Below are 23539 nucleotides of genomic sequence, written 5' to 3' on the forward strand. Positions count from 1 at the left end.
CGTGACCTTACCCGTCTGTCGCAAAGTCGAACACGCCCATGTCGACGATGATCAAGTGGTCTTGGACTATGACGCGCGATTTTTGCGCCGCAAAGTGCTTACAACCGAACGTGGGATGCGGTTTCTGGTCGATCTGTCGCAAACCAAATCCGTCAGCAGTAACGAGGCCTTCCTTCTTGACGATGGGCGTCTGGTCGGTGTGGTTGCCGCGACCGAAGACCTTCTGGACGTGCGCGGCGACCTCGTGCGGCTTGCTTGGCATATCGGCAACCGCCACACCCCTTGTCAGATCGAAGCCGACCGCATTCTGATCCAGCGCGATCACGTGTTGCGGGACATGCTGATCAAACTTGGGGCGGACGTTACAAATGTGCGTGAACCTTTCACGCCCGAAGGCGGCGCTTATGGTCACGGACGGACGCATTCTCATGCACACTGAAACGCAGGTTTTGACCTTAGTACAATGGTTGTCGCCGGCGTTTCCGGTGGGATCCTATGCCTATAGCCACGGACTGGAAGGCGCAGTTGATCGGGGTTGGGTTCAAAACGGTTCGGACCTTGAGAATTGGCTTTCTGATGTGCTGGAGCACGGCGCCGGTCAGGCGGATGCGCTTCTTCTGGCCGCTGCTTATCACGCCGACACCCCTGCCCGACTGACCGAGATCGACCAATTTGCCCGCGCTCTGTCGGCCTCGAAAGAACGGCTTCTTGAAACAACGACTCAAGGCACCGCCTTTGGCATCGCAGTCAATGTCTGGGACATTGCCCTGCAGGGGTTCACCTATCCGGTCGCGCTGGGTGCAGCTGCCGCACATGCAGAATTGCCGCTCGCACTGACCCAGAAAATGTACCTGCAAGCCTTTCTGTCAAACCTGATTGCCGCCGGGCAAAGATTGCTGCCAGTGGGTCAGCAAGAGGCGCTTGGCATGCTGCGACGCCTGTCACAGCTGTGCGAAACGCTAGCCGAACAGACCGCAGATGGGGATCTGGAGCAAATCCACGCCCAAGCCCTGATGACCGACATCGCCGCGATGCGCCACGAAACCCAATACTCAAGGATTTTCCGCACATGAGCAGCCCAAATGGCCCCCTTCGGATCGGCATCGGTGGCCCCGTCGGCGCGGGCAAAACCACTTTGACCGCCGCGCTGTGCGAAGCCTTTCGTGACGAGCTGTCAATGGCGGTCGTGACCAACGACATCTATACGCAGGAAGACGCAGACGCGCTGTTGAAACGGCAAGTGCTGCCCTCGGATCGGATCAAGGGAGTGGAAACCGGTGGCTGCCCGCATACCGCAATCCGCGAGGACGCCTCGATCAATCTGGCAGCGATTGCCGATTTGAACGCGCAGCATCCCGATTTGGATGTGGTGCTGATCGAATCCGGCGGCGACAATCTGTCGGCCACGTTCTCGCCCGAGCTGGCGGACCTGACCATCTATGTCATCGATGTTGCCGCGGGCGAAGAGATCCCCCGCAAGGGCGGTCCCGCAATCACACGGTCCGATATTCTGGTCGTCAACAAAACTGATCTGGCACCGCATGTCGGCGCCAGCCTGTCGGTGATGGAACGGGACGCAGCCAAGATGCGCCCTGCCCTTCCCACGATCTTTGCATCCCTTCGCCAAGGCGCAGGCGTTGCAGACATTTCCGACCGCATTCGCGAGATCGGCGGCCTTTAACCCTTACGACGCTTCGGCGTGTCGTTGCCGTTGCGTGCTTTTGCGGCCGCCGCGCGGGCGCGGTTTTTCTTGCTGCTGGGCTTGCCCTTGGGCGGAGGCGGTCCCTTCGGTACGTCCTTGCGGGGTTTGCCTTTTCCACGTTCGGACGTACCTGCGGCCCCTTTCGGCTTGCCCTTGTGCTTTTCATCAGAGGACCGCTTTGGGGCCACCGCGCCGTGCACACTGGGGTCGCGTTCTTTCTTCGGACCTTTGTTACGCGGCTTGCGATCTTCGGGCTTTGGCTTGCGGCGCTTGGGCGCGGGATCGTCGTTCCAATCAACCGGGGGCGTGTTACCCTTGCGGTGACGCGGCTTTCCGGGCTTGTCAAAATCCCGCTTCGGACGCTTGAATTCCGGAACATCCGGCACGCCGTCCAGCCGCACGACTTCTTTCGTTTTCTCGATCCGCATTCCCGAACCGATGGCGGATACGAACCCATCCACGGCGCTTTCACGGATTTCGATATAGGACTGATCGTCGGCGATACGGATCGCCCCAATCTCGTCCTTGGTGATCTTGCCCGCCTTGCAGATCATCGGCAGCAAATGACGCGGCGAGGCGTTCTGATTGCGTCCTTCCGAGATCGAGAACCACACACTGGGACCAAACGGGCCCTTCGGCTTGCGTTTCTGGTCCGTGAATTCCTGCAACTCTTCCGGAGCCGAATGGCGGGTTTTGTATTGCCGAAGATAAGCAGCGGCCAGTTGTTCAGGAGAGAATTTTTCGACCAGTTGCGCGACAGCGGATTGTTCGCTTTCTGTGATCTCGACCGTCCAATCGTCCGAGGCCAGCATCCGTTCCTCATCACGCCCCGATACCGCCTCGGCCGAGGGCGCAGGGCCCCAATCGGCTTTCAGCTTGGCGAACTTCAGAATGCGTTCGGCCTTTTTGCGTGCTGACGGCACCACCACCAACGCACTGACGCCCTTGCGCCCAGCGCGCCCGGTGCGGCCCGAGCGGTGCAGCAGCGTTTCGTGGCTCGAGGGCAGCTCGGCGTGGACCACAAGATCCAGATTTGGCAAGTCAATCCCGCGCGCGGCTACGTCGGTCGCCACGCAAACCCGCGCGCGGCCATCACGCATCGCCTGAAGCGCGTTGGAGCGTTCGCTTTGCGTTAGCTCACCCGACAGGGCCACGACTGCAAAGCCTCGGTTCGACAGGCGCGTCGTCAGGCGCGAGACCATGGCACGGGTGTTGCAGAACACGATCGAGTTCGGGGCTTCGTAATAGCGCAGAACATTGATGATCGCGTTTTCATTGTCTTGGGCAGCGACGGTCATCGCGCGATATTCAATATCGCTGTGTTGCTTCTGCTCGCCCACGGTCGACACACGTTCGGCATCGCGCTGATAGCTTTTCGCCAGCTTACTGATCGCAGCAGGCACGGTGGCCGAAAACAACAGCGTTTGGCGACCTTCAGGCGTTTCTTCCAGAATGAACTCAAGATCCTCGCGGAAACCCAGATCCAGCATCTCGTCCGCTTCATCCAGCACCACAGCGCGGATCTGCGTCAGATCGATGGACCCGCGCATGATATGGTCACGCAAACGGCCCGGCGTGGCGACAACCACATGCGTGCCACGTGCCAAGGCGCGGCGTTCGTCGCGCATATCCATGCCGCCCACACAAGACGCCAGAAAGGCACCCGCATCCTTGTAAAGCCAGCCAAGCTCGCGTTTCACCTGCATCGCCAGTTCGCGCGTGGGGGCGATGATCAAGGCCAGCGGTGCGCCGGATTGGCCGAACGTGTCGTCCTCGCCCAGCAAGGTTGGCACGATGGCAAGCCCAAACCCAATCGTTTTCCCCGATCCGGTCTGGGCCGACACCAACAGGTCGCGGCCTTCCAGTTCTGGATTTGTGACCGCCTGCTGAACAGGGGTCAAAGTGTCATAGCCCTTGCGGGCAAGCGCATCTGCGATGGTTTGTTTCACGATAGAGGTTCTTTGCATGTCCCGGCTGGCGCAAACCCACTGCCTGCGCCTTATCCAAGGTTAAGGGCGCGGTCTATCGGGTGAAACAGCGTTTGTATAGGTCTGTTTGCCCTGATGTTACATCCAAATCGCCCGCCAGGCCGTCAAAGCAACACGCAGTTACGCCTTTCATCAAGCCACAACACGGGCATGCTGCTGCCCCTTTATTGACCTTCGCCGGGGCAAAAGCGTGTGTCTGGCTTATGCACATTTCAAAGTTTTGAGATGCTCAAGAAACCAACCCTCGAGCGCGCCGGACACTTAAGCCCGGCGCGTTTCATTTCTCACCTAAGGCGGAAAGCGCCTAGTGTTTGCCCTTCCAAGGCACCAAAATGTTCTCGGCTTTGCGCATCAATATGTCGATGCCGAAGCCAATCACGCCGATCAGGATGATCCCCATCAGAACGATGTCGGTCAGGGTGAACTTGGACGCGACCATGATCATCATCCCTGCCCCCTCGGACGCGGCAACAAGTTCGGCGGCGACCACCGTACCCCAACAGACTCCCATTGCCACTCGGGCGCCGGTGAAAATTTCGGGCAGTGAATTGGGCACGATCACGTGGCGCATGATCTGCCACTTGCTTGCCCCCAGTGAATATGCTGCATGTACTTTCGAGATGTTCACGCCCGACACGCCAGACCGGGCCGCAATGGCCATGATCCAAAGCGCGGCCAAGAACAACAGGATGATCTTGCCTGTCTCGCCGATACCGAACCAGATGATGATCAGTGGGATCAGGGCCAATGGCGGTACGGGCCGCATAAATTCTACAATCGGGTCGAACCAACCGCGGAACCAGCCATTAAGACCCATTGCATAGCCAAGCGGGATGCCGACCAGCGCCCCAGCAACGAAGCCCGCAATGACGCGGAACAGCGAATATCCCAGATGCACCGCAAGCGTGCTGCCACGATAGCCTTCGCTGCCAATCTCGATCACGCGGTCCACCACGGCCTCGGGCGGAGGAAGATAGACCGGGTCCATTTGCAGGCCTTTGGGGGGCGTGAAACTGATCGCACCCTTGTCAGTCAGGGTAAAGCGGCCTTTGTCATTGGTAATAACCTCGCCTGCCGAAATCGGCGCGCCTTCGATCGCAACAATCGATGCCCCCTCTTTTCGCGTGGCGTCGTCGTTCTGGTCAAACAGAACCGTTTGTGTACGCGAGGCGGTCATGGCGACGGCGTCGTCCTTGGCGATCCCTTCGCCCGGCTCGACTTTGAATTTCACCAAGTCTTCACCGAAGTTGAAAACCTTAACAAAGACCGTGGCGTCATCGCGATTTCCGTTGCCGTCGTCCAACGTGTAGTCAAACGAGGTTTCGCCAACAAACGGGGATGGTGCCTGTAGGAACCCCGGCACCCAACTCGAGCCGGTAAACGCCCCCCAAATCAGGAAGATCGTAAGCACCGAAATGACGCTGGCCCATCGGTTCGAGACCACCGCGCTTTCATCGCCAAAGGTGACGGTTTTCAGAGAGGTATAGTCCGCCCGTGCGCGTTGCACGAGGAACTTGATGACAAAGAACGACCCAGCAAAGATCGCGATATAGACAAGAAGGATGATGAAGCCGGTCATTGGTTGTCCTCCGTGCGTCCCATGATTTCCTCTTCCATATCCCAGATCATCTCGAGGATCTCTTCGCGGGTCGGGGCATAGTCAGGGTGTTTCTTAACCTCGCGCAGGTCGGCGCCGACGCCCATGTCTGCAAAGGGCAGCCGGTATTCCTTGTGGATACGTCCCGGACGCGGGGCCATCACAAGCAGGCGTTCGCCCAGAAGCAGCGCCTCTTCCACCGAGTGGGTGATCAGGATGATGGTCTTGCCGGTCTCTTTCCAAAGCTTCAGAACCAAGCCCTGCATCTTTTCACGGGTCAGCGCGTCAAGCGCACCCAAGGGCTCATCCATCAAGATGACATCAGGGTCATTGGCAAGGCAGCGGGCCAAGGCAACACGCTGCTGCATCCCACCGGACAATTCGTAAATCGCTTTATCCTTGAAATCGCCCAGACCGGTGACATCAAGCAGATGATCGACATGCTCGCCCCACTGAGCCTCTTTCTGGCCCTTCATACGTGGACCGAAGCTGACGTTTTCACGCACATCCATCCATTCAAAAAGCGCGCCCTGCTGGAACACCATGCCGCGTTCGGCATCTGGTCCAATGCAGGTATGGCCGTTCATAACCACCTGACCTTCGGTGGGGGCCAGAAAACCGGCCACGATATTAAGAAGCGTTGTCTTGCCACAGCCCGATGGGCCAAGCACGCTCATCAACTCGCCTTCTTCAAGGTGGAGCGATACGTCTTTCAACGCCTGCACTGAACTGCCGTTTGGCAGGTCAAAACGCATAGAGACGTTTTCGATGGACAGTCCTGACATGGCCTGCCTTTCCTGATTGTGTGTTGCTTTGCACTGGCTGCTTGTCGTGTCCGTTCATACGTGCCCGAAAGGGCCAACCGGCAGGACGCAATAGCAGCTGTGAGATAAAGGCGGCCCGGACATTCCGGGCCGCACTTGTGTAACGTCTTACATGCTGCCTGCGGCGGCAAGCGGACCGGTGTTTACGGCACCGTCATAGCTGTCCAGCGCGCTGTCGATGCTTTGTGCCTCGACAAACACGTCGGCCACACCTTTCATGAAGGTCTGGGCATTGCCACCCAGCCAGGCTTCGCCCAGCTGCTCTTCCACAGTTGGGAAGCTAAAGGTCGAAATGGTCGCCATGGTGGCATCTTCATCCATGCCCGCATCTTTGGCGATCACCGGCAGCATTTCGGCGTGGTTTGCTTCGTCCGCCCACATCGCGTTGGCATCAGCAGTTACTTTCAGGAACTTTGACACCAGTTCACTGTTTTCGGCAACCCAGCCCGCCGGGCCCGATGTCACGTCGAATACAAGGATGCCGAGTTCGGTTTTCTCGTCGCCGGTCAGCAACACGTTGCCATGCTCCAGCGCTCGACGCAGTGATCCGCCCCAGCCACAGAACATGTCGATCGAGCCTTGGGCAATTGCGGCCGCAGCATCAGGCGGATCCATATCCACCACGTCCATGCTTGCCACATCCACGCCGAAGTGGCTCATCTGCTTCAGGAAACCATAATGCGCAGCAGTACCAAGTGGCACGGCCACTTTCTTGCCGGCCAGTTCGCCTGCGTTGGTCTTGTCGATTTCCAGTTCCGAGCGAACGACGCAATTGTCGTTGTCAGCATAGCTTACGGCCACGTCGAGGATCTGCAGGTCCTGCCCTGCCGAAGTGGCAACCACGAAAGGCGGCAGGCCTTGGCTGACCGAAAGGTGCACATCGCCCGACGCCATGGCGGCAGACATTTTCACGCCCGATTCAAAGCTGACCCAGTTAACCTTAACGCCCAGCGCTTCGTCATAGGTGCCCATTTGCTTGGCATATTCGAACGGCATCGGCCATTCGAGGAAATAGGCCACTGTGATTTCTTCAGCGCTGGCATGCGACGCGGTCAGCATGGCGGTCCCAGCGGCCAGAGCCGCAATGGCTTTCCGAATGGATTTAGGTTTCATGTTTCTCTCCCGGTTGGTTATTGGTTCGGCCCGTCTTCGTGGCGGACGCATTGTTTCGTTTAGGACTTAGCCATATCACTATGTAAGCGACGCAAACCCCAGTAAAGAGTTCTATTCAGGTGACCCTCTTTTTTTAGAGGTTTCAGCGTCATATTTCTGGGTCTGCCGATTTTCGATGCAGTTCTATTCGTGCCAAATTGGGATGAGATCAAAACAGATAAGCCGCCAAGTCCCTCGGTTTTGTAATGCTCGGTGATATGTAAAATTCTGCTGCCTGCACCGAATGGGTCGACTGATTCTGGTGTTTTTCGGCCAGAATATGTTCAGGCATCATCGGGAAGCACTCGAACGCTGCATTTGCGACCCCGCAGGCGCAGTTCGTCAAACCCGAAGTTAGGTGCCACAACACCACCGAGCCCCTCCCCGCCACGCGCGTTTAATCAGACCTAACACGGCTTTACACGGACTTGTCCAATGGTGGCTAACCCAAGAAAATTGGCGCGCTACGCTCTAGCGAATCCGTTGCTGCATCCGCCAACAACTGAGCGCGCAGACCGTCAGTTATACTCGGTGCCGGGTGGGCCTTCTGTGAAAGGTTTTGCACAAAATGATCCATTTCCGCACGGTATGCAGCCTCGTACCGCTCAAGGAAAAAGTGCTGGGCGGGTGCCTTCGCAAAGCCTGTTTCGGTTGCTAACTCAACGGTGTTCTCAAGCATATTTTCGGCACGGATCATGCCTTTTGCACCATGCACTTCGATCCGCTGATCATAGCCATAACTGGCTCGGCGAGAGTTCGAGATCTGGCAAATCTTCCCACTGGCCGTGGTCAAGGTAACGGCAACTGTATCGACGTCTCCTAGTTTGCCAACTTCTGGGTCCACCAACGCCGCACCGACTGCATAGACGCTGATGGGTTCCTCACCCAACAAAAATCGGGCCATGTCCAAATCGTGGATCATCATGTCCCGAAACAATCCCCCCGAGCTTTTAACATAGCTATGAGGAGGCGGAGTCGGATCGCGTGACTGAATGGTGACGATCTCGACCTCTCCGATTTCTCCGTTTGCTATGCACCTTTGCACATTGGCGAAATTGGGGTCGAAGCGCCGATTGAAGGCGGTCATGAAGGGAACGCCTGTTTCTTCCACCACTTTTATGCAGTCGCGGATCCGGTCCGACGACAGGTCCACAGGCTTTTCACAGAAGATCGCCTTACCTGCACGAGCTGCTGTATGGATCAAATCAAAGTAGGTATCAGTGGGCGTGCCGATAACCACTGCATCCACATCGGGACTGTCGATCAAAGCTTCCGTGCCAAGCACTGCGGCACCAGTCTTTGCCGCCAGCGCCTTTGCCGCTTCGGGGAACGCATCAGAAACTGCGCGAACAATCGCGCCTTCGATCTGGTTAATCGAGCGTGCATGGACCTGTCCGATGCGCCCACAGCCTAATAGTCCGATCTTTACTATTCTAACTTCCCTTAAATGCTTGCAGGACTCGCCGCGTTGCTTTGACCAAAGGATCGTGAGTTTCCTTCAGGATCTGCACCCGGTCAAAGCGGTCTGTATCGCTGTTTACGGCGTCACGCAAAGCGGCACCGAAGGCCATGCGCAGCTCGGTTCCGATATTGAATTTGCAAATCGCGCTGGTGCGCGCCAAGTCAGTGCGCTGTGCTGTTGGAACACCCGAGCCGCCATGGATGACCAGAGGCACCTCGGTTACGGCCTCGATTGCGCGGATACGGGCTTCGTCCAGACCGTCGCTTGCATCCTGTTGCAAATGCACATTGCCGACCGAGATCGCCATCGCATCGACGCCAGTTTCGCGCGCGAATTTTGCGGCTTCGTCGGGATCGGTTCCCGCTGAACTTTCGCCGCCGGAATAGCCGACAAACCCGATCTCGCCCTCGCAGGACACGCCTGCGCGATGGGCCATCTCTACGATCGCGGCGGTTTCATTAATGTTTTCGTTCAACGGCTTGCGCGAGCCGTCAAACATCACCGACGTAAAGCCGCTGTCAATTGCGATCCGGCAGTCTTCAACGGTGTAGCCGTGATCCAGATGGGCAACAACCGGCACGCTGGAATTTTCAGCCAAATAGCGGAACATCTTGCCAAGGATCGGCAATGGTGTGTGTTCGCGGCACCCGGGACCAGCCTGCAGGATCACAGGCAAACCTTCAGCCTCGGCGGCGGCCACATATGCGCGCATATCTTCCCAGCCCAGCGTGACCAACCCGGCCACAGCATGGCCCTGCTTCAGTGCAGGCTGAAGCACATCTGCTAGCGTTACGAGGCTCATTTGAACTTGGCCACCATGTCCATGATGCCGGGGATCGTGTGCAACTGTTCTTCATGGGTCGGCTGGAAATACTGCTTTAGCGACCGCTGGCTTAGACCGCCCAGAATGGTGAAGTAATACATCTCGTATCCCGGCAAAACGGCACATGGGTGATAGCCCTTGTCGATCAGGATCGTTGAGCGGTCCATGATGTGATATGCATCGCCCGGTTCGTTGTCTTCGCGCTGAAGCATTTGCAAACCCGATCCATAGTTCGGCTTGAAGCGGAAGTTATAGGTCTCGTCATGGCGGGTTTCCTCGGGCAGACGATCCGTGTCGTGCTTGTGCGACGGAAAGCCCGACCAGCCACCCGCACCCACGGTGTAAAGTTCGCTGACCAGCAAGCGGCCAACCTTGTCGTGCTGATTGGCACCAAGGATATGCTTGATCTTGCGGTGTGTCTTGGTGTCGTCCGAGCCGTATTGCACAAGGTCCAATTCGTCAGCTCGCACATCGAACGGCTCCAGAACCTTGTCGTATTTCGCACCCGCGATGAAGACCTCGGTTTCTTCGGACAGGCAGGTGATCCGGGTTTTGGCACCTGTTGGCACATAAACGCCTTCCGGCTCACCATCCCACACATCAACGCCTCGATTGCCAAGCGTGTCGAACCCCGCACCGTCGACATCGACATGCACCGTCCCAGTGGCGGGCACGACGCAGGTCTCGTATCCAGGAACAGCGTAATCGAAGTCCTCACCCTTTTTCAGCTTAACGATGTTGAAATAGTTCAGCGGGACAAGGTCGTGATCGACATCAACGATGGGTTTGTTTTGGTTGTCATGGGGCGCGATATGCATCGTCGTTTCCTTTCAGGTATCCGTCGGACCGGGATGCGTTGCAAGGAACGCATCCAGCTGTTCGGTTGTTGGCATGGCGGGGGCGCAGCCGGGTTGGCTGACGACGATAGAAGCACAGGCCGAGCCCCGCAGGACCGCCTCGCGCAGGGGGCGTGTTTCGGCAATTCCAGCCAGCAGGCCCGAGATGAAACTGTCCCCTGCACCGTTGGGTTTGATCGCGGTGACCGGATAGATGCCGGTCCGCATCTCTTCGCCGTCAAACAGGGTGATCGCCCCTTCATGGCCCATCTTATAGATGACCATCTTACCCTTGGCGGCCAGCTCGCGGGCTTTATCCAAACCTTTTTCGATGCCGCCTGCCATAAAGCCGAACTCTTCATCATTGCCCACGATCAGGTCGCTTGCCGCACCTGCGCGCGACAGCACGTCGGCGGCAACTTCTGCCGACGGCCAGCTGTAAGCGCGATAGTCGATGTCAAAGATGATTGGCACACCGGTGGCACGGGCATTGTCAAAGGCGCGGAAGGTTGAAGCGCGCGATGGTTCGGCGGCAAAGACGGTTCCGGCTGTGATCAAGGCGCCGTAGTCGGCATAATCGACCCGATCGACGTCTTCTTCTGTGACTTGAAAGTCCACCGCATTGTTGCGGTAGATGCATAGCTGAAAGTCCTCCATCTTGCTTTCGTAAACCGCAAGCGAAACCCGATGTTCGCCGCCAAGCACTTTCAGGTACTTTGTATCAACACCGTAGTGGTTCAACTTGTTGGTACAGAACCGACCAACAGTGTCGTCACTGACCGAAGTGACCAGCGCCGAGGACAAGCCCAATTTGCACAGCCCTGCACAGATATTGGCGGAAGACCCACCTAAATCAGCGCGAAAAACCTCGGCCTCGTCCGCAGGTGTGCCAGGTGGATCAGCGAACATGTCCATGCCCGCACGACCAAAGACCACGAAATTACCTTTGCGGATGCCGTCAATCAAAGCGCTCATCAAATGCCCTTTCGCTGACGGTCACGGCCCGCTTCCCAATCAACATGGGCGTCGCGGACACGATCACTTTCAGTGATATGCGGCGTGCCAACTTCCCACCATGCGTGACCCTCGGTGGTCCAGCCCTCATAGGCGTCGACATCCATCACGATCACATAGGACCGATCGCTGGCCTTGGCGCGTTTGAACGCCTCGCCCAGTTCAGCGGGGTTGGACACCTTTTCCGACACAGCCCCCATCGAGGCCGCATGGGCCACAAAGTCGACTCCAAAGGCTTGTGGGATTGTTGGGCAATCGGCCAGCAAGTTGTTGAAGCTTTCATTGCCTGTGTTGTTTTGCAGTTTGTTGATGACAGCAAATCCGCCGTTATCCAGCAGAAGAACGATCAGCTTTTTCTGGCTCAGCACTGACGAATAGAGGTCGGAGTTCAACATCAGATACGAGCCATCCCCGCAGAAGGTGATGGTGTCCTGATCCGGCTCACGCTCAGACTGGGCAATACGTGCGCCCCAAGCTCCTGCGATCTCGTAGCCCATGCAGGAAAAGCCGAACTCCACATCCACGGTCCCGACATCGAGTGTGCGCCAGTTGGCGGTCACCTCGGCAGGTAAGCCACCTGCAGCGGCAACAACCCGGTCGCGCGGGTCGCACAACGCGTTTACCACTCCGATCGCTTGGGCATAGGAGTTCGGGCGATTATCGTCATAGGAAACATTTTCGGCCACGTAAGCATCCCAGCCGGCCCGTTCCTTCTGCGCCTGCGCGACCCACTTGGTCGGCGCAGTATAGTCCAGTGCGGCGGTCAGCATCTTTAGCGACACTTTGGCGTCGCCCACAACTGGCAAGGACATGTGCTTGCCTGCATCGTAACGCGCAGCATTGACCGAGATGATCTGAGCCCCTTTGTCGAACGCGGTCCACGATCCGGTGGTAAAGTCTTGCAACCGGGTTCCGACTGCCACAATGACATCAGCCTTTTCGGCAATCGCATTGGCACTGTTCGACCCGGTCACGCCGATGGGGCCGATGTTTAACGGGTGGGTATTGATCAGGTTGGCGCGACCCGCGATGGTTTCGACCACCGGGATCTGATGGGTCTCGGCAAAGGCGGTCAGTTCGGCCGCAGCTTTTGAATACTGCACCCCACCACCTGCAATAATCATCGGGCGCTCGGCGCCTTTCAACAGCGCCACTGCGTCGGCGATTTCAGCGACATCAGGCGCCTGACGACGAATGCGATGCACTTTCTTGGCGAAGAAGGCGACCGGATAATCATAAGTCCATCCTTGCACGTCCTGCGGCAGGCCAAGGAAAGCTGGGCCGCAATCGCCGGGATCCAACATGGTGGCAATGGCGTTGGGAAGCGATTGAATCACCTGCGCTGGATGAGTGATCCGATCCCAGTACCGTGTAACCGGCTTGAAGGCATCGTTAGCGCCAAAAGTCGGGTCGCCAAAGTTCTCCATCTGCTGAAGAACCGGGTCGGGCAACCGGGTCAAAAACCCATCGCCACACAGCATGAGCATTGGCAGACGGTTGGCATGAGCCAGCGCCGATGCTGTGACCAAATTCAACGTCCCCGGCCCAGCACTTGCCGTGCAGAACATGAACCGCTGGCGCAGCCACTGCTTGGCATACCCGGCCGCCGCAAAGCCCATGCTTTGTTCGTTCTGACCTCGATACAAAGGAAGTTCGTCCTGAACGCCATAGAGCGCCTCGCCTAAGCATGTAACATTGCCATGCCCAAAAATTCCGAAACCCCCGCCGCACAAGCGCAGCTCTTCGCGATCAATTTCGATAAACTGGTTCGACAACCAACGAATGATGGCCTGTGCGGTGGTCAGACGGATCGTCTCATTTGTCATGCTCATGTCAGCGTGGATCCTTCGGATAATGCCGGTCGAATGCCGAATACAGGTTGCGAGTTTTCGATTCTCAGGATACAAGTTTTGCAACCGGTTGCAAATGGAATCTCAACTCAGGGGCCACAGATGACAGAAATTGGAATTGGCATCGTTGGTGGCGGCTATATGGGCAAGGCCCATGCTGTCGCAATGTCGTCCGTAGGGGCGGTTTTCAATACTGGATTGCGCCCTCGACTTCAGATGGTCTGCGCCTCCAGCCCAGAAAGCGCCGAGCGCTATCGCAAGGCATATGGGTTTGCACAGGGGACAGATGACTGGCGCAAGCTGGTAAATGACCCTTTAGTCGAGGCCATCGTGATTGCCTCGCCTCAGGAAACGCATCGTGCAATTGCCGAGGCCGCCTTTGCCGCTGGAAAGCCGGTATTGTGTGAGAAACCCTTGGGCTCATCCCTAGAAGACAGTGCAGCCATGGTCGCGGCGGCCGAGGCTTCAGGCCGCGCGAATATGGTGGGGTTCAACTATATCCGCACGCCCGCCAGCCAATATGCCTGCAAACTGATCGCGGACGGAGAAATCGGGGACATCACTTGGTTCCGCGGCGAACATACCGAAGATTTTCTGGCCGATCCGCAGGCCCCCGCCAATTGGCGCACCAGCGGCATGGCCAATGGCACGATGGGCGATCTGGCCCCGCACATGATTAACGCAGCATTGGCCCTAATGGGGCCGATCACACGTGTCATGGGATCGGTTGAAACGGTTCATAAAACCCGCCCCGGCGGCAAGGTCACCAATGACGACCACGCACAGATGATGTGCCGCTTCACAAACGGGGCAATGGGGCATCTGTATTTCTCGCGCGTCGCGACCGGAAGGAAGATGGGCTATGCCTATGAGGTCACAGGGACCAAAGGCGCGATCCGGTTTGATCAGGAAGATCAGAATGCGATCTGGCTTTACCGTATGGAAGGACCCGAAGCCGAACGCGGTTTTCGGAAGATTCTGACCGGCCCAGCCCACCCGAACTATGAGCCCTTTTGCCAAGGCCCCGGTCACGGCACAGGTTACCAAGACCAAATCATCATCGAAGCCCGCGACTTCCTGCAAGCCATCGAGACCGGAAAGCCTGTTTGGCCCACCTTTCGCGATGGCCACGAGGTTAACCGGGTGGTGGCGGCCGTGCTGGCCTCGTCCGAAGATGAAACATGGAAAGATATCAATCGCTTCTGATTACCGGAGACACAAACATGACTATCAGAATCGGAAATGCCCCCTGTTCTTGGGGGGTTGAGTTTGCGGATGATCCGCGCAACCCAACTTGGAAGACGGTGCTGAAAGAATGCGCCGAGGCCGGGTATAAAGGCATCGAGCTAGGCCCGGTGGGCTTCATGCCTGAAGACCCTTCTATCTTGACCGATGGATTGGCAGAACATGATCTGCAATTGATCGGCGGCGTGGTCTTTCGCCCCTATCACGACCCGGACGCATGGGACGATGTGCTGGACGCCACACATCGCACCGCCCGCGCGCTGAAAGCGCATGGAGCCGAGCATATGGTCCTGATCGACTCGATTTCACCACGTCGAGCCCCCACCGCCGGTCGTGCCTCTGAAGCCGAGCAGATGGACAAAGCCGAATGGATTGCCTTTCGTGATCGCATCGCAGAAAGCGCCCGTATCGGGACCGAGGAATATGGCCTGACCGTGGGCATCCATGCCCATGCCGCCGGGTTCATGGACTTCGAGCCGGAGCTAGAACGCCTGTTGGACGAAGTTGATGAGACGCTTTTGAAGATCTGCTTCGACACCGGGCATCACTCCTACGCGGGCTTCGATCCAGTGGCCTTCATGAAGCGCCACATGGACCGGATTTCCTATATGCACTTCAAGGATATCGATCCGAAGGTGAAGACCGATGTGATCAAGAACCGCACCGGATTCTATGACGCATGCGGGCAAGGTATTTTCTGCAAACTGGGTCAGGGTGACGTCGATTTCCCGGCTGTGCGGCAAGTGTTGCTTAATGCTGGGTTCGAAGGTTGGTGCACCGTTGAACAGGATATTGACCCGACGATGGATGTCACCCCGATGGCAGACAATCGCGACAACCGCGAATACCTTGAATCCATTGGCTTTAAATAAAGGGGCCGCGAAATGAACAAATTGAGATGGGGGATGATTGGCGGCGGCGAAGGCAGCCAGATTGGCCCGGCGCATCGTCTGGGCGCATTGGCCGATGGTCGCTTTGAACTGACAGCTGGCGCATTGGATCACCGTCCAGAAGCGGGCCGCGAATATGCCCAACGCTTGGGCGTGTCGGCAGACCGTGCTTATGGCGATTGGAAAGAAATGCTGGCGGGCGAAAAGGACCGTGACGACCGGATTGATCTGGTAACAGTGGCCACACCGAACTCGACACATTTCGAGATCACCAAAGCCTTCCTTGAGGCAGGGTTCAATGTTCTGTGCGAGAAGCCAATGACGATGACAGTCGAAGAAGGCGAAGAAATCGTCCGCGTCGTTAAGAGGACCGGCAAGATCTGCGCGGTGAACTATTGCTACTCGGCCTATCCGATGGTGCGGCAGGCACGTGCAATGGTGCAAAATGGCGAAATCGGCAAGGTGCGCTTGGTCGTAACCGCCTTTAGCCATGGCCATCACGGGGATGCAACGGACGCAGATAACCCGCGAGTTCGCTGGCGCTATGATCCCAAAATGGCAGGCGTGTCAGGGCAATTTGCGGATTGCGGCATCCATGCGCTGCATATGGCCAGCTTTATCAGCAATGACGAAGTTGCGACCCTGTCGGCGGACTTCGCCTCGACCATTCCAAGCCGCGAGCTTGAGGATGACGCGATGGTCAACTTCCGTATGGAAGGTGGGACCGTCGGGCGACTTTGGACGTCCTCTGTTGCCATCGGGCGCCAGCATGGGTTCGACATTCAGGTGTTTGGTGAAACCGGCGGACTACGTTGGGCATCCGAGCAGCCGAACCAGTTGATCTATACGCCTGTGGGTGGGCGCACTCAGATCATCGAGAAAGGCGAAGACGGATTGTATGAGGACGCACAGCGACTAAGCCGTGTGGCCATTGCGCACCCCGAGGGGTTCCCGCTGGCGGTTGCCAATATCTATTGCGATCTGGCGGATGCCATTCAGGGTGAGGTCCGAGATGGCCTGCCCAATGCCGCAGATGGTGTCCGGTCGATGGCCGCCGTGCATACTGCGGTGGCGTCAGCCAAGGGTGGCGGTACGTGGATGGACGCGCGGCCGTCGATCTTTCGCTAAAGAGCACTAAAATCAAACGAAGGAAGCCGGGTGAACGCCCGGCTTTCTATTGCTAGATTTCGGTCGGGCGCAATGTGCCTCGATCCACCACCGAGCATGGGAAGATCCGCGCCTCGGGCAGGCGCTGCGGGTCATCGAGCGTCGCCAACATCAGCTCGATCGACGAGGATACGATCTGCCGGATCGGTTGGTGAATGGTGGTCAGGTTGATGTTTTCCCAGCCTGCCATCTCCATGTCATTCAGCCCGATCAGTCCGATATCTTCCGGACAGGACAACCCACTGTCCTGAACCGCTGAAAGTGCACCGATGGACAAAACATCGTCACCACAAAAATAGGCTTCGGCGTGATCGGATTTCAGAAGGCGCAGCATCTCTTTGCGTCCTGCTTCAAAGGAATAGGCTTCGGCGAAAGAGTAAGTGGCCTTGATCTTTGGATGAGCGGCCATCTCCGACATGAACCCGGTATATCGGTCCTGGGTCGAGGTCGCGGCCTCGGGCCCGCCAAGAAAGGCGATATGGTCATGACCGCGCGCAACCAGCGTGCGCGCTGCCATCCGGCCGCATTCGGTATTGTCGATCCCGACCACATGCACCTCGGGCGTGGATGACGACCTTCCAAATGCATGTACCACCGGAACACCCGCGTCCCGAAATGCTTTTGAAAACCCCGGCGGGAGGGTTGAAGAGGCAACCACCACACCATCCACGGAATACTGCCGCATCATGCGGACCGAGTTCTCGGGATCGACCTCGTCAGACAGGTTAACCAGCAAAGGGCGCAGTCCTCTGTCTTGCAGACCGCTGGTAAACAGATCAAACACCTGCAGGAAAATCGGGTTGTGGAAGTTGTTCGAAATCAGACCAATCAGCTTGGTCCGCCCAGTGGTCAGCGACGAGGCAAGCGCGTTGGGATGATAACCCAGTTCCTCGGCGGCCTTCTCGACCTTACGGCGGGTTTTGAGCGAGACAGAGGCACCAACCGTGAAAGTGCGCGAAACCGCCGAACGGGATACCCCTGCACGCTCTGCAACCTCTTTCAACGTGACTGCCATTCCGCTTTCCTCTCTTGGCGCTCGCCAATTCCTACATAGGCAAACACTTCTATGTGCTTCGCATGGTGTTGGGAACCTGACGCGCTAGATCGATCCTCCCTCGACCATAAAATTGTTCGCACTGCACATGGCAGCATCATCCGAGGCAAGGAACAGGATCATGCGCGTTACATATACGGGGTCAATTGGGTCGGGCAAGCACTGGCGATCAAGGTGCTTGCTTAATGCTTCTGGTGTGACCCACAGCTCTTTCTGCCTGTCTGTCATGATCCACCCGGGCACGACAGTGTTCACACGAATTCGATGCTTCCCAAGATCGCGGGCCATCGTTCGGGTCAATCCATGCACGGCTGCCTTGGCGGTCGTATAGGCCGGAAACCCACCCCCTGCCTCCCACCATGAATTTGATCCGATGTTGATGATCGAGCCGCCGCCAGCTTCGATCAAATTTGGAGCTACGGTCTGAATAGCGAAGAACATGTGGCGGAGATTTGTCGCCATGCGTTCATCCCAGAATTCTTCGGTCACGTCTCGCCAGTCATGGCGATCATCGCGCGCCGCATTGTTAACAAGGACTTGCGCAGGCCCGAGCGATTGCTCGAGTTCCCCCAGAGCAGCCTTCAAACCGTCGATGTCGCGAAGGTCACAGGCAGCAAAAGCAAGTTCGCCTTCAAGCTCTGACACCAGGGCTTGACCTTTGGTCTCGTCCAGATCAACAAAGCCCACCTTGGCCCCTTGTTCTGTAAATGCCCGGACTGTTTCAGCCCCGATGCCGGATGCGCCACCTGTGATGAACACAACCTTATTTTCAAGACTAGGGTATTTCGCGAAATCATCTGTCACTTGGGCTGTCCCTCTGGCATCGTCTATGATGCATTTCCGTCTATTCTATGGCATTCGCCGCGCCTTGTTTTCATCCAAAGCCCGGTTGAATGCGTCCTGCGGCATACGCTCGTCCAACGCGCGGGCCAGTAGCTTTGCCTGACTTTCCGAAGCCAACCCGCCGATTGGGGGATCGGTATCAAGGTTGGTTGGAAAAGGATAGCCTTCCGCGGCAGCGCCAATGGCAGCCTTACGCTCGGGCGCGCTTAGATCCAATTCCCTAAGAGCAGGGAAAAGCCGGCGCACCATTTCGGTCCGATCAATCCGTTCAAGAGTACGCCCCATGGCAGACCCGATCTGCATCAGGTTCGCCATCCGATCAATATCTTTCGATCGGTTTTCACCTGCTGCGTGGAAGGTTGCAGGATTGAAAAACAACCCGTCCCCCTTCGCCAATGGCAGCTGCACATGGTGATCTTCGAACACCTCTCGGAACTCTGGCAAAAGCGTTGCCACATACCCCGGCCCGAAGCGTTGCGAATTGGGAAGCAGCTTGGTTGGGCCGCTTTCTATGGGCATGTCGCAATGCGCGACCGCTCCTTGCAATGTCAGATTTGGGGACAAAAGATGAGACCGCACAGGAAAGCTTTGCGCTTGCGCTTCCGTCATGAAGCCAAGGTGGTAATCCCGATGGCAGGATTGGGCCTTGCCACCAGGGCGAACAAGATTGACCTGTGTCGTCATCTGATACCACGACCCAAGCCACGCCTCGCAGACAGCAGCGATGGCAGGGCTGGCAAAGTAGCAGGCGAAAACTTTTGGGTCACGCAGGCAGAGTTTCTGAAGCGAATTCCAGATGCGATCATTCGCGCCGCGCTCGCCGAAGTGATCTCCTCCACTCGACGCAGCACGCTCTTCCTCGATGATCGCCTCGAAAATCGCGGTCGCGCTGTCGATTGCATTATGGTCAGGGATCGCGCCCTTCAGAACCAAGATGCCTGAAAGATCGCCCAGCACCGTCGCCCATTCTGCCATCAGCTCGCGGCTGTCTTTGGGCGTGGCAAGTGCCGCCTGAACATCCGTCGCATCATAGATTGGGATATTGGCTTCTATTTGGTTAGTGAAACGCAGCTTGGATGGGTCAAGGGGCTGCAAGATCAGGTCCTTGAATTCATCGACCCTGCAATCTTCAATCGAATAATATCCTGACATGTGCCCTCCTTCTTCAAGCCATTGATGATGGGCATCGCTTTGAGTGCCCATCTTCGGTCTACAGCGCGTGTTCCATATACTCCTCGCCCGTTTTGGCGCCGGTGATATAGGACACCACATCTTCCCCGGTATAGTCGCCGGACTTGATGTCGAGGTTAGCCACGATCCGGCCGCGCCGGAAGACATAAATCCGATCAACAAGATCAAAGACCTGACGCATGTTATGGCTGACAAGGATCAAAGGCTCGCCCTGCTCTTTAAGCTGGCGGACGATATTTTCCACTTGAGCAGTTTCCTGAACCCCAAGTGCTGCCGTGGGTTCGTCCATGATCGTAAGCTTTGAATGGAAGGTCGCCGTTCGGGCGATCGCCACACATTGACGTTGGCCACCGGACATGTTGCGGATCGAGTTTCTGATGTTCGGGATTTTCACCGCTGTTTTTTCCAGACCAGCCATGGTTGCGTCGCGCATCCCCTTGTAGTCCAAGAAACGAAACGGCCCCAACCAATTGAACTTGGTCATTTCGCGACCCAGAAACAGGTTGTCAGGGACATTCAACTCATCAGCCAGAGCAAGCGCCTTAAACACAGTTTCAATCCCAGCTTCGCGTGCGTCGATGGGGCCCGAGAAATTCACTTCTTTCCCGTCGAAGATAATTTGCCCTCTGGTCTTCTGTTCAACGCCGGTGATCTGACGGACAAATGTGGACTTTCCTGCACCGTTGTCCCCCATCACCGCGATATGTTCGCCCTTGCGAAGAACCATATTCGCATCAGTCAGGGCATGTACGCCGCCATAGTGCTTGGTCAGGCCTTTGGTTTCGAGAATGATGTCGCTCATTTTCTAGATCTCCTGATTAAACGCTATTTCTTTGTCGATATTGGTCAAGGACCACCGCGGCAACGATGATGCTCCCCATCGCCATAAGCTGATACGAACCGTCCAGCTTGACGAAGGTAAAGCCCGACCGGATCACGCCCAAAACCATGGCGCCCAGCACAGTGCCGATGATCGACCCGCGACCACCTATCAGGCTGATGCCGCCAATCACTGCCATGGCAATTGCGAAGAGTTCATAGAATTCGCCCATACCAGCCTGCGCAGTTACAGCTTTAGAGCTCAGCACGATCCCAGCAAAAGCAGCCAGCATCGAGGCGATCATGTACACCATGATCTTGTGCCGTCTGACGTTGATACCCGACATGCGCGCAGCATCTTCATTAGAGCCGATCGCGTAAGTGTGCTTGCCATAAAGCGTACGCGTCATGATGATGTGGAAAAGGATCGCCAGAAGCACGAACCAGACAACCGGCATCATGCCAGATCCGATAAAGGCATATGAATCGGTCGGGAATGAAATCGGATTGCCGCTCGACCACCACAAGGCGATGCCACGGTAAACAAGGAACATACCAAGCGTTGCGATAAAGGGTGGAATGCGCAGGTATGCAATGAACGTACCATTGATCGCGCCGATCAACGCACCGAATGCAATCCCTATGAAAACAGGCACAATGACCGGCAAATCCATCGCCCACGGTCCGAACAGTGCCTTTGGATTGGGGTTTCTGTTAACCAGTTCGGTCTGCGCAAAACTCATTGCAATCATGGCTGTTGCAGCAACCAATGGACCCGAGCTTAGGTCAATACCGGCGGTGATAATCACCTGTGTCACGCCAAGGGCGATGATGCCGATGATGGCCACCTGAAGGATGATAATCTGAAGTCGGGCGACATTAAACATGCCGAACACGCCATCGAAACGGTCTTTGGTGTCAAAGAGAAAGCTCTGTCCTCTCATATAAGGTAGCACCTGCCCGAGGATCTCGAAAATGACGATGATGATGATCAGCGCCATGAAAATGTTGAGCTCGTTGGACCAAGATTTTTTACTCTTGTCAAAAATAAGCCCGCCGGTGCCGTGGCTGGTATCGACCATGTTCGCCGCCTCCATTAGGGTCAGTTACGAAAGGGCGGCACCAATCCGGCGCCACCCCGTTTTTTTCAGGTTGGAAACTTAGTTTTTGTCCAAGAAGTCGCCCATGTTCTCTGGGGTCACCAGCACGAATGGGATATAGACTTTGCTGTCCACGTCATCGCCAGCGATCAGCTTGAGCGCGGCGTCGATCGACCCGGTCCCCTGCCCCACTGAATCTTGGAAAACAGTGACGTCATAGTCGCCGGCAGACATCACAACCAACGCGTCCTGCGAGGCATCAACGCCGCCGACCTGAACCGCTGCCATGTCCATTCCGGCGGATTTCATGGCCTGGATCGCACCAATTGCCATCTCGTCGTTGTTGGCCAGAACGAAATCAAACGGTTCACCCGTCGACATCCAGTTGGTCATAAGGTCTTGCGCTTCGTCACGTGACCAGTTTGCCGGTTGCTCGTCGATCAGGGTCATGAAGTTACACATGTCCATGCCGATCACGTCGTGAACGTCCTTCGAACGCTGAACCGCCGCTTGGTTCGACAGCTGACCGTTCATCAGATAACCACGTGCGCCGTCAGCTTTGCCAGCTGCACGAAGGTTTTTGCAAACCTCGAAGGCAGACAATGTGCCGGATTCGATTTCGTTCGATGCCACAAACGCCTGCGTCGGGGGCAGCTCGTCCACGTTGTCGGGCTCGCGGTTCACGTAGACCAGAGGCACATTGCCAGCCGCCGCCGAGACAGCCGCACCAGCCGAAGTGTCCACGATATTCACGATGATCGCGTCAACGCCAGAAGCGACAAAGTTTTTAACTTGGTCGATCTGTTTGGCGACGTCGTCAGTCGCGTCTTCCTGCTGGTATGACAGGCCATCAATGGTTGCGGCATATTCGACCATACCGTTGCGCAGAACGGTCAGCCAGTTGTCATCGAACCTAGAAAAGGTTGCACCGATTTCCTGAGCCATTGCGCTCGTGCCCATCAGTGTGGCCATACCTGCCGCCAGAATAGTTTTCTTCATGATTTTCCTCCCAGAAATTGGCGTCCGGCACGCCGTTTCTTTCACCGGAATGCCCAAAAGCGGGGCAGTTTAGCACCTCGCATCACGCAGCCCTCTGCTGCATTTGCGAAGTAATGAAGTCGATAGATTGTTTGATCGCAGCAACAGGATCAGACAGGTCGTGAACCTCGGGTGCGAAGCATTCGAATGAGAAGACACCGGTATATCCAGCATCCATCAAAGCTTGAATTTGGCCAACGTTGTCTATCTGGTCTGCTGGTCCAACCAAACTGCGATGTTCATCCCGCAGCCGCTCAAAGGGCAGCTTGGCCATGACGCCCGAGACATGTACAATTCCGGTCTGCTCTGGATAAAGCTGCCCGCAACCTGCAAGCGCATGATGGAACGCATCGTGGACTATTTTGATGTGGTCAGACGCATCCAGCGCTTCAACGACGCTTACAATTTCGGACTTGAAGCGCAATGACGCGCTGTCAAACCCAAGCGGCTCGACCAAAGCCACAACTCCTGCTTCCTTCAACAGTGGCAGATAGCGATCGAGCGCGAATGTCAGATCTTGAATACGAGCAGTTTCATCTGTGCCCGAGCCATCGTTGCAAGGTATCAAGCTGATGGTTTCTGCCCCCGACAGAACTGCTGCCTCGATCAGGGTTTCGACTTGGCTCGAGACCTCGTTTGAGCATCGGTTGCAAGGATATACTTGTGACAAACCCAGCAGCCGCAACCCATGTTCTTTGACAAGCGACCCTGCGTCTTTTGCATCCATCCGATCAAAAAGCGGCTTCCCAAGATCATTTCGCAGCTCAACCCCTACACACCGCAATCCGGCGGCAGCCTGAAGAAAGCTGTCAAATTGCAGCTTAGACCAATGACGGACTGGTTAAGAGGGTATCATCGCCAAAACCTTTGAAACACCGATTCCGCTTGTGGTCTAACCTGCCCGCCCCCAGAACATCCTGCAATCCGACGTCAGGAATGCCCGA

At 56.6% G+C, this 23539-nt stretch carries 22 protein-coding genes; 6 read left to right on the forward strand and 16 right to left on the reverse strand.

Features of this window, described 5'->3' with window-relative positions; translation table 11 throughout:
* The first annotated feature begins 1 nt into the window (after position 1).
* From ACXAH3_RS11035 to ureG, 3 genes are read left to right on the forward strand one after another with little or no spacing between them, the layout of a single operon-like run.
* Positions 2-439 carry an urease accessory protein UreE gene (locus tag ACXAH3_RS11035; protein ID WP_474862135.1) on the forward strand — a complete coding sequence of 146 codons (438 nt, stop codon included), beginning with the start codon at positions 2-4 and terminating at the stop codon, positions 437-439.
* On the forward strand, positions 429-1073 hold the full coding sequence (locus tag ACXAH3_RS11040) for an urease accessory protein UreF (RefSeq protein ID WP_474862136.1): 645 nt from the start codon (positions 429-431) through the stop codon (positions 1071-1073). Before ACXAH3_RS11035 ends, ACXAH3_RS11040 begins: the two co-directional genes overlap by 11 nt.
* Positions 1070-1681 carry an urease accessory protein UreG gene (ureG, locus tag ACXAH3_RS11045; protein ID WP_474862137.1) on the forward strand — a complete coding sequence of 204 codons (612 nt, stop codon included), beginning with the start codon at positions 1070-1072 and terminating at the stop codon, positions 1679-1681. Before ACXAH3_RS11040 ends, ureG begins: the two co-directional genes overlap by 4 nt.
* Here ureG and ACXAH3_RS11050 read toward each other — a convergent pair.
* The 9 genes from ACXAH3_RS11050 to iolD all read right to left on the reverse strand — a co-directional run bounded on the left by ACXAH3_RS11050 (position 1678) and on the right by iolD (position 13224).
* A complete protein-coding gene (locus ACXAH3_RS11050; protein ID WP_474862138.1) occupies positions 1678-3651 on the reverse strand; it encodes a DEAD/DEAH box helicase in 1974 nt (657 codons plus the stop codon). The genes ureG and ACXAH3_RS11050 overlap by 4 nt on opposite strands.
* Before the next feature lie 343 nt (positions 3652-3994).
* Positions 3995-5269 carry an ABC transporter permease gene (locus ACXAH3_RS11055; RefSeq protein WP_474862139.1) on the reverse strand — a complete coding sequence of 425 codons (1275 nt, stop codon included), beginning with the start codon at positions 5267-5269 and terminating at the stop codon, positions 3995-3997.
* Complete coding sequence (locus tag ACXAH3_RS11060; protein ID WP_474862140.1) at positions 5266-6072, reverse strand: ABC transporter ATP-binding protein; 807 nt, start codon at positions 6070-6072, stop codon at positions 5266-5268. Before ACXAH3_RS11060 ends, ACXAH3_RS11055 begins: the two co-directional genes overlap by 4 nt.
* A gap of 147 nt (positions 6073-6219) precedes the next feature.
* A complete protein-coding gene (locus tag ACXAH3_RS11065; protein WP_474862324.1) occupies positions 6220-7170 on the reverse strand; it encodes a taurine ABC transporter substrate-binding protein in 951 nt (316 codons plus the stop codon).
* A 535-nt stretch (positions 7171-7705) separates the two neighbouring features.
* Positions 7706-8695, reverse strand: a complete 990-nt coding sequence (gene iolG, locus ACXAH3_RS11070) for an inositol 2-dehydrogenase (protein WP_474862325.1) — start codon at positions 8693-8695, stop codon at positions 7706-7708.
* 1 nt (position 8696) lies between these two features.
* A complete protein-coding gene (locus ACXAH3_RS11075; protein ID WP_474862141.1) occupies positions 8697-9527 on the reverse strand; it encodes a class II fructose-bisphosphate aldolase in 831 nt (276 codons plus the stop codon).
* Positions 9524-10366, reverse strand: coding sequence for a 5-deoxy-glucuronate isomerase (locus tag ACXAH3_RS11080; RefSeq protein ID WP_474862142.1), 843 nt, complete (start codon positions 10364-10366; stop codon positions 9524-9526). The genes ACXAH3_RS11075 and ACXAH3_RS11080 overlap by 4 nt, the downstream gene beginning before the upstream one ends.
* A 12-nt stretch (positions 10367-10378) precedes the next feature.
* Complete coding sequence (iolC, locus tag ACXAH3_RS11085) at positions 10379-11359, reverse strand: 5-dehydro-2-deoxygluconokinase (RefSeq protein ID WP_474862143.1); 981 nt, start codon at positions 11357-11359, stop codon at positions 10379-10381.
* The gene (gene iolD / locus ACXAH3_RS11090) at positions 11359-13224 is read right to left on the reverse strand and encodes a 3D-(3,5/4)-trihydroxycyclohexane-1,2-dione acylhydrolase (decyclizing) (RefSeq protein WP_474862326.1); all 1866 of its coding nucleotides are present in this window, start codon (positions 13222-13224) and stop codon (positions 11359-11361) included. Before iolD ends, iolC begins: the two co-directional genes overlap by 1 nt.
* A 126-nt stretch (positions 13225-13350) precedes the next feature.
* Here iolD and ACXAH3_RS11095 point away from each other — a divergent pair, with 126 nt between their 5' ends.
* From ACXAH3_RS11095 to ACXAH3_RS11105, 3 genes are read left to right on the forward strand one after another with little or no spacing between them, the layout of a single operon-like run.
* Positions 13351-14454, forward strand: coding sequence for a Gfo/Idh/MocA family protein (locus tag ACXAH3_RS11095; RefSeq protein WP_474862144.1), 1104 nt, complete (start codon positions 13351-13353; stop codon positions 14452-14454).
* 17 nt (positions 14455-14471) lie between these two features.
* Positions 14472-15365: a sugar phosphate isomerase/epimerase family protein gene (locus ACXAH3_RS11100; RefSeq protein WP_474862145.1), complete on the forward strand. Its 894-nt coding sequence runs from the start codon at positions 14472-14474 to the stop codon at positions 15363-15365.
* Positions 15366-15377: 12 nt separating this feature from the next.
* Positions 15378-16511 carry a Gfo/Idh/MocA family protein gene (locus tag ACXAH3_RS11105; RefSeq protein WP_474862146.1) on the forward strand — a complete coding sequence of 378 codons (1134 nt, stop codon included), beginning with the start codon at positions 15378-15380 and terminating at the stop codon, positions 16509-16511.
* Positions 16512-16563: 52 nt separating this feature from the next.
* On the opposite strand, the gene ACXAH3_RS11110 is transcribed toward ACXAH3_RS11105, so the two are convergent.
* The 7 genes from ACXAH3_RS11110 to ACXAH3_RS11140 form a co-directional block, all read right to left on the reverse strand.
* Positions 16564-17565: a LacI family DNA-binding transcriptional regulator gene (locus tag ACXAH3_RS11110; protein ID WP_474862147.1), complete on the reverse strand. Its 1002-nt coding sequence runs from the start codon at positions 17563-17565 to the stop codon at positions 16564-16566.
* An 84-nt stretch (positions 17566-17649) separates the two neighbouring features.
* On the reverse strand, positions 17650-18408 hold the full coding sequence (locus tag ACXAH3_RS11115; protein ID WP_474862148.1) for an SDR family NAD(P)-dependent oxidoreductase: 759 nt from the start codon (positions 18406-18408) through the stop codon (positions 17650-17652).
* A 45-nt stretch (positions 18409-18453) separates the two neighbouring features.
* On the reverse strand, positions 18454-19599 hold the full coding sequence (locus ACXAH3_RS11120; RefSeq protein WP_474862149.1) for a phytanoyl-CoA dioxygenase family protein: 1146 nt from the start codon (positions 19597-19599) through the stop codon (positions 18454-18456).
* 58 nt (positions 19600-19657) lie between these two features.
* Complete coding sequence (locus ACXAH3_RS11125; RefSeq protein WP_474862150.1) at positions 19658-20440, reverse strand: ATP-binding cassette domain-containing protein; 783 nt, start codon at positions 20438-20440, stop codon at positions 19658-19660.
* 16 nt (positions 20441-20456) lie between these two features.
* The gene (locus ACXAH3_RS11130) at positions 20457-21539 is read right to left on the reverse strand and encodes an ABC transporter permease (RefSeq protein ID WP_474862151.1); all 1083 of its coding nucleotides are present in this window, start codon (positions 21537-21539) and stop codon (positions 20457-20459) included.
* 78 nt (positions 21540-21617) lie between these two features.
* Entirely contained in the window at positions 21618-22556 is a 939-nt protein-coding gene (locus ACXAH3_RS11135) for a substrate-binding domain-containing protein (protein WP_474862152.1), read from the reverse strand.
* An 82-nt stretch (positions 22557-22638) separates the two neighbouring features.
* On the reverse strand, positions 22639-23379 hold the full coding sequence (locus tag ACXAH3_RS11140) for a TIM barrel protein (RefSeq protein ID WP_474862153.1): 741 nt from the start codon (positions 23377-23379) through the stop codon (positions 22639-22641).
* Positions 23380-23539: the final 160 nt, after the last annotated feature.

The organism is Aliiroseovarius sp. ABM4_368, from assembly GCF_056161205.1.